Annotated in this window: 9 protein-coding genes; 5 read left to right on the top strand and 4 right to left on the bottom strand. The window is 71.2% G+C overall.

Translation table 11 applies throughout. The annotated features are described in order from the left end of the window. The first annotated feature begins 109 nt into the window (after positions 1-109). From ABD350_RS22795 to serS, 3 genes are read left to right on the top strand one after another with little or no spacing between them, the layout of a single operon-like run. A complete protein-coding gene (locus tag ABD350_RS22795; RefSeq protein ID WP_344350108.1) occupies positions 110-1,072 on the top strand; it encodes a diacylglycerol/lipid kinase family protein in 963 nt (320 codons plus the stop codon). A 6-nt stretch (positions 1,073-1,078) separates the two neighbouring features. Then, positions 1,079-2,578, top strand: a complete 1,500-nt coding sequence (locus ABD350_RS22790) for an MmgE/PrpD family protein (RefSeq protein ID WP_344350107.1) — start codon at positions 1,079-1,081, stop codon at positions 2,576-2,578. 9 nt (positions 2,579-2,587) lie between these two features. Next, positions 2,588-3,868 (top strand): serine--tRNA ligase, encoded by a 1,281-nt coding sequence (gene serS, locus ABD350_RS22785; RefSeq protein ID WP_344350106.1) that lies wholly within the window; start codon positions 2,588-2,590, stop codon positions 3,866-3,868. Between the two features lie 112 nt (positions 3,869-3,980). Here the strand turns inward: serS and lnt are convergent, their stop codons facing one another. Continuing rightward, positions 3,981-5,603: an apolipoprotein N-acyltransferase gene (lnt, locus tag ABD350_RS22780; RefSeq protein ID WP_344350105.1), complete on the bottom strand. Its 1,623-nt coding sequence runs from the start codon at positions 5,601-5,603 to the stop codon at positions 3,981-3,983. 416 nt (positions 5,604-6,019) lie between these two features. Here lnt and ABD350_RS22775 point away from each other — a divergent pair, with 416 nt between their 5' ends. Next, entirely contained in the window at positions 6,020-7,030 is a 1,011-nt protein-coding gene (locus ABD350_RS22775) for an O-antigen polymerase (protein WP_344350111.1), read from the top strand. On the opposite strand, the gene ABD350_RS22770 is transcribed toward ABD350_RS22775, so the two are convergent. Together ABD350_RS22770 and ABD350_RS22765 are read right to left on the bottom strand one after the other, a co-directional pair. Then, complete coding sequence (locus ABD350_RS22770) at positions 7,027-7,569, bottom strand: phage holin family protein (protein ID WP_344350104.1); 543 nt, start codon at positions 7,567-7,569, stop codon at positions 7,027-7,029. The genes ABD350_RS22775 and ABD350_RS22770 overlap by 4 nt on opposite strands. 103 nt (positions 7,570-7,672) lie before the next feature. Further along, on the bottom strand, positions 7,673-8,458 hold the full coding sequence (locus ABD350_RS22765; RefSeq protein WP_344350103.1) for a glutamate racemase: 786 nt from the start codon (positions 8,456-8,458) through the stop codon (positions 7,673-7,675). 16 nt (positions 8,459-8,474) lie between these two features. Between ABD350_RS22765 and ABD350_RS22760 the strand changes: the two genes are divergently transcribed. Next, positions 8,475-9,692 (top strand): glycosyltransferase, encoded by a 1,218-nt coding sequence (locus tag ABD350_RS22760; protein ID WP_382467032.1) that lies wholly within the window; start codon positions 8,475-8,477, stop codon positions 9,690-9,692. Between the two features lie 80 nt (positions 9,693-9,772). Here ABD350_RS22760 and ABD350_RS22755 read toward each other — a convergent pair whose 3' ends face one another. Beyond that, entirely contained in the window at positions 9,773-11,044 is a 1,272-nt protein-coding gene (locus tag ABD350_RS22755) for a TerD family protein (protein ID WP_344350109.1), read from the bottom strand. Between the last annotated feature and the right edge of the window lie 165 nt (positions 11,045-11,209).

Genomic DNA, 11,209 nt, shown 5'->3' with positions numbered 1-11,209 from the left:
GGGGACCGGGCGTCCAGCCCGGCCGGGCTCCGGCCCACGCAGGTTCGAATCCTGCCCTCTCCGCGCATATGGACGTTATCCATCTCTCTTTGTGGATCGCGGTGTCTTCATGACCATCAATGATCTTCCGTGCGGTCGATATCGTCGTGTAACCATCATTGCGAACCCCGCTGCCGGTTCCACGACAGATGCTCGAATTGCGTCAATGGAATCATTGTGTGCTGACCTATGTGAACATGTTGATGTTTTCTGGACGAAGCACAAAGGTCATGCAACCGATTTCCTTGCATCTCTGCTCAATCAAGAGGTTCCCGGTGCCGATCTTCCTGACGTACTCGTCTCCGTAGGCGGAGACGGGACTCTGCGTGAGGTCATGGACGGGATTCGCCGCAGCCGGCACCGCCCACCGCTGATCGTCATGCCGGGTGGGACGGGTAACTCCAATTATCGCTCCCTATGGGATGACATTCCCTGGGAGACGGCTCTTCATTCAGCGCTTACCGGCGGTGCAGCAGCAGTGCGGAAGCTGGACCTCGCTCGGATCAGCTCTCCCGAACGGCTTATCGTGCTCGGCGCCAGTACTGGCCTATTCGCAGCCGCCACTGCTGAATCCCGTTCCATCCCGATACCCGGACGTGACCGTTATCAGGAAGCCATCTCAAGGACGCTGAAGAACTACAAGCCGTACATGGGCCGGGTGCTGGTCGACGGGAGGGTCGTCCACTCGGGTGCCACCACGCTCGTGAACGTGGGCGGCGGGCGTCACCGCGCCGGCGTCTACAACATCTTGCCTCGCTCACTACCCGACGACGCCCTCCTGGACGTCTGCGTGCTCGACGCGTCGTTGCCGACCCGGACAGCGCTGGACCTCATGCGAACCGGCGAGCACCTGGGACACCCGGGCGTCACCTACGCCCAAGGCGCCGAGATAACGCTGGAACGCATCGATGGAAGCCCCTTGCAGTTCGAGACCGACGGGGAAGTCGTGACGAGTAACCGTCACAGCATCACCATCAAGGTACTGCCCGGTGCAGTGCCGGTCATCGCGCGTGATCAGCACCAGGGCGGGTGAGGAAAAGTGGACACAGCGCCTGCGGTCGGCGAACGCGGTCACGGTCAGTTGGCATTGCTCGCCGAATGGGCAAGCTCCCTCGAACTCAGCGAAGTACCTGACCGCGTACAAGGCTTCGCTGCCAGCCACATCCTGTCCCAGCTGGCCGCCATCCGCTCCGGCCTCGGCCAAGAGGACGGTAAGCGGCTCGTGACGGCACTGGGCCGGCCCTGGCAGGACGACGTGGCACAGTCGGCCCGCGTCCTGTCCGCCGCCGGGGCATGGCTGAACCTCGATGACACCGCGTTCGCAGGACACCTGGGACCATCGACGGTCGGAGTGCCGATCGCCTACGCGCATCATCTGGGCCTGTCAGGACGCGAGCTGTTGCGTGCGGTGATCATCGCCGACGAATGCGCAGCTCGTGTGACTGCGTCAGCAACGCTTGGCCCATTCCGCGGCCAGACCGCCCTCCATACCCACGTGGTGGGGGCGGTCGCAGGCCGGCTCGCCTGTGAGCGTGCTCCTGCCGACGTATGGGTGGATGCTCTGGCGCTTGCCCTGAGTGCACCTCCCTGGACACTGATGCGCGGATTCGTTACCACGGACGCCCGGCTGCTGCATGTCCCGGTGGGCGTCCGCATGGGGCTGGACGCCTGTGACGCGGCGCACGGAGGGCTGCACGGAGCAGCGGACGTTCTCGAACACGAGGACGGCTTCCTCCATCAGTTCGCCGACGTTCCCCTTCCAGAAGCCGTGACCCGCGGGCTGGGACAGCGCTGGCACACCGAGACCCTGTCCTTCAAACTTCACCCGGGAGGCCCGGGAATCGACGCAGCAATCGACTGCGCCGTCGACCTCCACAACCAGATCCCCCCGTTCGACGTGGAAGACGTCGAGGAAGTCCTCGTCGAGGGATCCCTGTATACGATGTATGCGGCCCGGAAGGCGGAGCCTTACCTCGCCGGCCCAGAAACGCCGATCGGCGCGCTGGTCTTGACCACTCCCTATCCAGTGGCCACGGCACTTCTGACAGGGCGGCTGTCCATCCACGACTTCTCCCTGCCAGAGGTCGGAGATACCAGCCGGTGGGCCCTGGCAGAGAAGGTACGGCTCGTCCACGACCGTGACATGACTCGCATCCTGATGCGCGGCGACGCCCCCTTCGGTGAGGCGCTACGACAGGCCGGCGACCGCGCCTGCGCTTGGCTCCGCCGCTTCGGTGGCCAGGACCTCGTCGACCTAGTGGGAAACGTCGGGGATCCCCTGGACGAATTCATCGAGGCAGTCAAACCCACACCGGCGCGAGTCAGCGTGCGTATGACGGACGGCAGGACCTACGCCCAGTATCGCGCGATACCGCGCGGTGGCATCGGCCCTGACCTCAGAACCGACCACCAGAAACTGGTCGCCGAGAAGTGGATCGAGGCCGGCGGTCCCGAGCACATAGTCACGACCTGGCCGGACCTCGTCGACATCGGACCCGACCAACTGGCCAGATTGCTCGAAAGCGCCCTTGCCGGTTAAGGAGACATCGTGCATGACCCTCACGAGTTGTTGCGTCAGGGTGCCCAGGCCCAACACCGGCTGAGGAGACGCCGCTATGCCCTGGACACAGACACCCTGAGGAAGCTCGTCCAGCAACGTGCGGAGGCCATCGCGCACAAGGACTCGCTGCGAGGACGACTCAACTCGGTCACACGCAAGCTGGCAGAGCAACGCGGCGCCAGGAACCAGAACGACCTCGACGCCGCGAAAGAGTTGAAGAGCCAGATACACCCAGCAGACGAGGCACAGCGCATCGCCGACAGCGACTTGAACAGCTTCCTGCTGGCAGTGCCCAACATCCCCGCGGACGATGCTCCCGACGGCGGCCCTGAGGACCCCCCGGTCGAGATCCGGCGATGGGGACGGCAGCCAACCTTCGATTTCGAACCACGCGACCATGTCGAGCTCGCCACGTCCGCCGGCCTCCTCGACCTGCCCCGGGCCAGCAAGCTGTCCGGATCCCGCTTTGCGGTGTTCCGCGGCGCAGGCGCGATGCTTGAGCGCGCGCTGACCTCCTTCCTACTGGACCTGCACACCAAAGAACACCAGTACATCGAGCACAGCGTCCCCTACCTCGTGACCCCGGAAACCATGACCGGAACAGGGCAGCTGCCCAAATTCGCTGACGACCTGTTCGCCACCAGGGTCGCCGACCGCAGCCTGTACCTGATCCCCACAGCCGAGGTACCGCTTGTCAACCTCTACAGCAGGGAGACCCTGGCAGAAGACGACCTCCCACTGAGTCTCACCGCCCATACGGCCTGCTTCCGCTCAGAAGCCGGATCCTACGGCCGGGACACACGCGGATTGATCCGCCTCCACCAGTTCGCCAAGGTGGAACTCGTACGGTTGTGCCTTTTGGAGGAGGCGGAAGAACAACTCCAACTGCTACTTGGCCACGCCGAAGAATGCCTCCAACGCCTCGGCCTCCACTACAGAGTGATAGACCTGCGGGCAGGCGACCTCGGATTCTCCGCCCGCCGCACCTACGACCTTGAGGTCTGGCTACCGAGCCAGCAGTGCTTCCGCGAGATCTCCTCCGTGTCTGACTGCGGAGACTTCCAGGCCCGCAGAGCCGGCATCCGAGTCAAGCGAGGCAACCAGAAAGAGTACACAGCCACACTGAATGGCTCGGGACTCCCCATCGGCAGGACGGTCGTGGCCCTCCTCGAACAGAACCAACGCAGTGACGGCTCCGTCGAGATCCCTCCAGCCCTCGTCCCCTACACCGGATTCCACACGATCAATCCCGACGGAACCACTCTCTGAGTAGGCCTGTGCGGCGTGTGGCCCTGGTTCGAGGGGCGGGAAAGGGACGGACACGCCGATATTCAGGGCGGCGTGACACGTCTCCAAGGGGGCCGTGACACCAGTGTCGCGCTCACGCTCCGTCAGCGTGACAGCGGGGCCGCCGGCCGGAGCCGATCGCCCAGCCGATCCCCCCTGCGGCGACCAGCACCAGTGCCGTCTCCGGGAGGATGCCCAGCTCGGTGGCCGGGGTCGTGGACGTGCGCAGCGGCACCTTCTGCACCAGGTAGGCGGGCACGAACATGCCGGTCCTCTGGGTGATCCGGCCGTCGGGCAGGATCACCGCGCTGACCCCGCTGGTGACCGGCACGGTCACGGTGCGGCTGTGCTCGACGGCGCGGATACGGGACATGGCGAGCTGCTGGTAGGTCATCTCGCTGCGGTCGAAGGTGGCGTTGTTGCTCGGCACGGAGATGATCTGCGCGCCGTGCGTCACCGTGTCCCGCACGGCCCAGTCGAACGCGGCCTCGTAGCAGGTGGCCAGGCCCACCTTCGTACCGGCGATGCCGAACACGCCCGGCTCGGTGCCCCGGCTGAAGTCCTGGCGGGCCATCTCGGTCCAGCTCTTGTTGATCGCGCCGACGAGCGAGCGCAGCGGGAGGAACTCGCCGAAGGGCTGGATCTGCCGCTTGTCGTAGGTCTGCGTCGGTCCCTTGACCGGGTCCCAGAGGATCTGCTCGTTGAGCAGCTCGCCGTCCCGCTCCACGACACCGCCGACGGAGACGGGCACGCCGATGTCCTTGGCCGCCTGCTCGATGACGGCGGCGGCGTCGGGGTTCGCGAAGGGGTCGATGTCGGAGGAGTTCTCCGGCCACAGGACGAAGTCGGGCTTGGCCGCCTTGCCCGCCCGGACGTCGGCGGCGAGCTTGTGCGTCTCGCGCGCGTGGTAGTCGAGCACGGCCCGCCGCTGGGCGTTGAACTCCAGCCCCGCGCGCGGCACATTGCCCTGGATCACCGCCACGGTGGCGGTGCCGTGCTCCGCCTCGTCGCTCACCAGCGCGCGGGCCGCGACCGCGCCCGCCACCGGTACGGCGACACTCAGCAGCGCGGTGGCCGCGGCGGCACGCCGTACGGTCCGGGTCCGCCGCCGCTCGGCGAGCAGCCGCCCGGCCTCGTACAGGCCGAACCCGCACAGGACGACGGCGAAACCGAGTACGGGGGTACCGCCCACCGCGGCGAGCGGCAGGAAGACGCCGTCCGCCTGGCCGAAGGCGATCTTGCCCCAGGGGAACCCGCCGAAGGGCGCCCGCGCGCGTGCCGCCTCGCCCGCCGTCCACAGGGCGGCGGCCCACACCGGCCAGGCGGGCAGCCTGGAGACGGCGGCGATGCCGACGCCGGCCAGGGCGACGAAGACCGCCTCGGCGGCCACCAGGGCCAGCCAGGGCAGGGGACCGACCTCCACACTCGTCCACACCAGCAGCGGCAGCAGGAAGCCGAGCCCGAAGAGGTAGCCGAGGCCGAGCGCGGCCTTCCAGCTCCGGCCGCGCAGCACCCAGGCGAAACCGGCGAACGCGGGCAGGGCCAGCCACCACAGGGTCCGCGGCGGGAAGCTGACGTAGAGCAGCGCTCCGCAGAGCACGGAGGCGACGGCCGGGACGAGGCGCGGCAATCGGCCACGGCGCGCGGCGGACGCCGGGCACGGCTCCAGCCGGTCCGGCTGGTCCGGCTGGTCCACGGAGGTTGCGGTGACGGTCACCCGGGTGAGTGTACGGCGGTCATCGCCACCGCCGACAGCGCGGTCCGGCGCCGGTTCTTTGGAGATCACCGCTGGTGGCGGGCCAGTTCCCGGGCTTCGGCGGCCGGGTGGCCGGGGGGGGCGCTCGTTCGCGCCGTGCGGCCGGGCACCCGCCCGCCGGACCGTGCGGGCGGCGGGTACCGGACCGGCGGAATCATGCCGTTCCTCCGCTTCCCGGCCCATAAGCGGCCCACAGCCGTTACGGTGTGCCCAGCCTCGGCGGCCCGGCCGGAAACCGGCCCGCGGCCGGGGCCTGCCAAGGCCGGGGGACCGGGTACGAGGGGCGACGGGTGGGGTCGACGGGGACGCAGTCCGCGACCGGTGCGTACGGTGCGGATGCCTATGGCGTGCGAAGAAACGTTTCCGACGGGACGGGCATGCTCCTGCTGGGGGCCTGTGCGGGGTGGTCGCTGATCACCGCGGCGTCCCGGGGCGGACGGCCGGAGGGCATGCTGCTCGCGGTGCTCGCCCTGGCCGCCGGGTATGCCGCGGGCCGGGTCTCCGGTGCGCTGCTGCCGGTGGCCGCGCCCTGCGCCGGCGCGGCGGCGGGGCTGGCGCTGACGGTCGCGCTGCCCGGGCTCTCCCCCGGTCCCTGGTACGCCGGTCCGCTCGGTGCCGCCGGCGGCACCGCCGCGCTGCTGGCGCTGGCCACCGGGGCCGCGTGCTGTGCCGCCTGGGCGACGGGCGTACCCGCGCTCCGGATCGCGCTGGCGGCGCTGGCCTGCGCCACCGTGCCGGCCGGGCTGGTGCTGGGGTCGGCGGCCGGGTGCGTGGCCGGCGGGGCCGTCCTGCTGTGTTCGCTGGCCGCGGGCTCGGCACACGGCCGGGGCAGGTGGCTGGCGGGGCTGGCCGGGGCGGCGGGCCTGGTGACGGCGGCGCTCTGGGCGGTCGCGGCGGGCGCGCTGCCCGACGGGCTCGCCGGGGCGCTCGGTGGCTGGTTCCCCGCCCACCGGGTGCCGCAGTGGCAGGAGGCCCTGCGGCTGGCGGACCACCAGCTCGGGCTGGGCGTCGGTCCCGGCCGGTTCGGCGAGCTGGGCGACATCGGCGGGACATCGCCGGCCGACGCCAAACCGCACTCGGCCCCCTTGCAGCAGGCGGCCGAACAGGGCCTGGTCGGGGTGTGCCTGCTGGCCGCGGTGTTCTGCTGGGTCCTGTACGCGCTGTGGCGCAGCGCGCGGCCCACGCCGGTCGCCCTCACGGCGGGTGCGGCGCTGACGACGCTGGCCGCCCTCGCCTCGGTGAGCAACGCGCTGAGCTTCACCCCGGTGACGGCGGGCGCCGGTCTCCTGGCGGGCTGGGCCACGGCCCGGCCGTGGTCGGTCGGCCTGGACACCCCGGCGCGCCCGGAGCGGACGAACGCCGGCCATCCCGGAACAGACGAACGCTAGCCCGCCGTTCCGGGCCTGATGGTGCGGAGCCGGTCCCTGATGAGCCGCACCGCGGACTCCGCGTTGTCCACGGTGATCGTGAACGTGTGGCCGTCCCACAGGCGCAGCACGATGCCCTCGCCGCGGCGGACGACGACGGCCGTGCCCTTCTCGGGCCGCCAGCGGTAGCCCCAGCCGCCCCACTGCCGGGGGGTGACATGGGCGGTGAACTCGGCGCCGGCCACTTGGGAGAGCGGGATGCGGCGGCGCGGCAGCCCGATGTGTCCGCAGCGCACTTCGAGGCACTCGCGGTCGAGCTTGAGATCGACGTGTACGAAGGCGAGCGTGCCGAAGAGCACGAGCAGGCCGGCCGCGATGCAGCCGACGACGGACATCACCAGCGCGGCGATGCCGGACGTCCAGGCCGAGTCCACGGCCAGCGCGATGCCGAGCGCCAGGCAGGCGGCGCCGACGAGCGCGAACAGCCACTGCACCCGGTTGGTGGCGCGTCCCTTCCAGACCGGGGGGAGCGTTCCGTCGGCGTCGGGGTGGTCCCTCATATGTACGAGGTTACTCGGGTTTCGCCGCTGGGGAACGGCCTAGCGCGCGGCGGCCGGCCCGGGCGACGCGTGGCGGGCGCCCGGGCGGTGGCTGCCGCGCCGGTCAGCGGACCGGGCTGACGGCGCGCAGGAAGCGGCCTTCGTCGTAGGACAGCGCCGTGTCCGGGAGGGCCGCCTCGCGGCCGCTCAGCAGCACGGTGAGGGTGGTGTCGGCGGCGGCCTCCGGGGCCGGTTCCACGCCGATCCGGCGCAGCGCCTGGGCGGCCACCGCCCCGGCGGTACCGTGCAGCACGAGAGGCGGGCGGCCGGGCCGCTGGACGGCCGCGCGGATCCGCTCCGCGACCAGCTCGTAGTTGGTGCAGCCCAGGACGAGCGTGGTCACGTCGTCCGGGGTGCGGGCCGCGGCCGAGGCGATCGCGGCGTCGATCGCCGCGTCGTCGGCGTGGTGCACGGCGTCCGCGAGGCCGGGGCACGCCACCTCGGTGACGGCCACGCCGTCGGCGAAGCGCTCGATCAGGCCGCGCTGGTAGGCGCTGCCCGTGGTGGCCGGGGTCGCCCAGATCGCGACGGGACCGCCGCCCGCGGCGGCCGGCTTGATCGCCGGTACGGTGCCGATGATCGGCAGCCGCGGCTCGAAACGCTCCCGCATCGCCGGCAGGGAGTGCACGGAGGCGGTGTTGCACGCGACGATCAGGACGTCGGGCTCGTGCGCGGCGGCGGCCGCGGCCACGGCGATGGCCCGCTCGGTGATGTCCTCGGGGGTGCGCGGTCCCCAGGGCATGCCGTCCGGGTCCCAGGACAGCACCAGATCCGCGTCGGGGCGCAGTCGGCGTACCGCGGCGGCGGCGGGGAGCAGGCCGATTCCGGAGTCCATGAGCGCGATCTTCACCCGGCCACGATAGACGATGGCCGCTCACGGCCCCCGCCGGGTGGGGCAGACTGCCGCCGTGAACGCGTACTTGTGGATCACCGTCGTATCACTGGCCGCCTGGGTCTGGCTGCTGCTCGGCCAGGGCTTCTTCTGGCGCACGGACGTGCGGCTGCCGCCGCGCCGGGAACCGGACGCGTGGCCGTCGGTCTGTGTGGTCGTACCGGCCCGGGACGAGGCCGCCGTGCTGCCGGAGAGCCTGCCGTCGCTGCTGGCGCAGGACTACCCGGGGCGGGCCGAGATCTTCCTGGTGGACGACGGCAGCACGGACGGCACCGGGGAGCTGGCCCGTGAGCTGGCCCGGCGGCACGGCGGGCTGCCGCTGACGGTGGACTCGCCCGGTGAGCCGCCGGCGGGCTGGACGGGCAAGCTGTGGGCGGTGCGGTACGGCATCGGGCTGGCACGCGCGCGCGACCCCGAGTACCTGCTGCTGACGGACGCGGACATCGCGCACGCGCCGGACAGCCTGCGCGAGCTGGTGGCGGCGGCGGAGGCGGGCGGTTTCGACGTCGTGTCGCAGATGGCGCGGCTGCGGGTGGCGAGCCTGTGGGAGCGGCTGGTGGTGCCGGCCTTCGTGTACTTCTTCGCGCAGCTGTATCCCTTCCGGTGGATCGGCCGGAAGGGTTCGCGCACGGCCGCGGCGGCGGGCGGCTGTGTGCTGTTGCGCGCGGGCATGGCTCAGCGGGCGCGCGTTCCGGACGCCATCCGGCACGCCGTCATCGACGACGTGGCGCTGGCGCGCGCGGTGAAGGGCGCGGGCGGCCACGTCTGGCTGGGGCTGGCCGACCGGGTGGACAGCGTGCGCCCCTATCCCCGGCTGGGCGACCTGTGGCGGATGGTCTCGCGCAGCGCCTACGCCCAGTTGCGGCACAATCCCCTGCTGCTCCTCGGTACGGTCGCCGGGCTGGCGCTGGTGTACCTGGTGCCGCCGGCCGCCGTGGTCGTGGGCGCGGCCGGCGGGGACGCGGCGACCGCGCTCGCCGGGGCGGTGGCGTGGGCGGTGATGGCGGGCACGTATCTGCCGATGCTGCGCTACTACGGGCAGCCGCTCTGGCCGGCGCCGCTGCTGCCGTTCACCGCGTTCCTGTATCTGCTGATGACGGTCGACTCCGCCGTGCAGCACTACCGCGGGCGCGGGGCCGCCTGGAAGGGCCGTACCTACACCCGCCCGGACGCCGTGCCCGACGAGGGCTGAGCCCGGTCGCGTATGGCCGGACCGTTCACGGCCCGGTCGCTCGTGGCCGGTCACTTGCGGCCGGGTCACTTGCGGCCGGGTCACTTGCGGCCGGGGGTCCAGTTCATGCCCCAGCCGTAGGCGTGGTCCACGGTGCGCTGCGGGCTCGTTCCGCGCTCCGGCACCAGGTACCGCACCTCGCGCTGGACGACCAGATCGCCGCCGGTGTTGGTGATCAGGGCGAGCGCGCACACCGGGGCGGCGACGGTGCACTCGTCCAGCGAGAACTCGATGGGGGCGCCGTGCTGCGGCTGGAGGGTGACGGTGGCGTGCAGGTCGGCGAAGGAACGAGCGCCTTCGTAGATGGTGACGAAGACGAGGATGCGCCGGAAGTCGCGGGTGTGGTCGAGGTTGATGGTGAGGTTCTCGCCGCGGGCCACGGCTCCGGTGCGGTCGTCGCCGTCGAGATGGATGTACGGCGGCTGGTGCAGCGCGCCGAAGGCGTTGCCGAGGGCCTGGACGACCCCCTTGCGGCCGTCGGCGAGTTCGTACAGCGCGCACAGGTCGAGGTCGATGCCGCCCTGGCCGGTCAGCCGGCCGAGCCAGCCCGTGGGCTGCTTGAGCAGGTGCCAGTTGAGGTTCACCCGCATGGCGCCGGAGGTGCCGCCCTGCTTGGCGAGCGAGACGGACGGGGCCGCCTTGGTGAGCGTGACCTTGGACAGCCGGACCGGCTGGGCCGCGGGCGGCGGTGGCGGGGCCGCGGCGGGACGGGCCGGCGGGGCCACGGGGGCCGGTGGGGCCGGAGGGGGCGGCGGGGCGAGCCGGGCCGGTGGCGCGGGCGGTGCCGCGTGCTGAGGCTCGTCCACGGTGATGCCGAAGTCCGTCGCCAGCCCTGCGAGTCCGCTGTCGTAGCCCTGGCCGACGGCCCGGAACTTCCAGCCGCCCTGACGGCGGTAGAACTCGCCGAGCACGAAGGCCGTCTCCACCGTCGCGCCGGGGTTGTCGAAGCGGGCGACCACCTGCCCGGAGGCGGCGTCGGTCACCTCGATGTAGAGGTCCGGGACCTGTCCGAACGTGCCGCCGTCGGCGGAGGCGGCGAGGACGATCCGCTCGATGTCGCCCTCCACGCGCGCGAGGTCGGCCAGCAGGGTGTCGGTGACCCGTCCGCCGGCCGACCGCTTGCCCTCGTGGCGTACCGCGCCGGAGGCGTGGGCGGGCTGGTTGTAGAAGACGAAGTCCCCGTCGGAGCGCACCTTTCCGGAGGCGAGCAGCAGGGCCGAGGCGTCGGCGTCGGGCGCCCCGGGGTGGGAGCGCCAGCCCAGTTCGACGCGTAGCGCCGTGGCCGGCACCTGTGTATTCGATCCTTTCGGCATGGACATGTCCGCCCCCATCGCGTGTTCGGTTCGGCGGGTTCCGCCTGTCTGTCCGGATCTTTTCGTTCCGTGCGATCCGTACCCCACAACCTATTGCGGGCCCCGGCGCTCGCCCAGGAGCGGCACAGGAAGATCGCCGGTCGACCGCCGGTAACACCGGAGGAA

The organism is Streptomyces nogalater, from assembly GCF_039532885.1.
Classification (GTDB): domain Bacteria; phylum Actinomycetota; class Actinomycetes; order Streptomycetales; family Streptomycetaceae; genus Streptomyces; species Streptomyces nogalater.
This window is presented reverse-complemented; position numbering and strand designations above follow the sequence as displayed.

Coding starts and splice junctions, on each gene's coding strand:
- ABD350_RS22755 (WP_344350109.1), bottom strand. CDS start 11,044: ATGCCGAAAGGATCGAATACACAGGTGCCGGCCACGGCGCTACGCGTC.
- ABD350_RS22775 (WP_344350111.1), top strand. CDS start 6,020: ATGCTCCTGCTGGGGGCCTGTGCGGGGTGGTCGCTGATCACCGCGGCG.
- ABD350_RS22795 (WP_344350108.1), top strand. CDS start 110: ATGACCATCAATGATCTTCCGTGCGGTCGATATCGTCGTGTAACCATC.
- ABD350_RS22760 (WP_382467032.1), top strand. CDS start 8,475: ATGGCCGCTCACGGCCCCCGCCGGGTGGGGCAGACTGCCGCCGTGAAC.
- ABD350_RS22770 (WP_344350104.1), bottom strand. CDS start 7,569: ATGAGGGACCACCCCGACGCCGACGGAACGCTCCCCCCGGTCTGGAAG.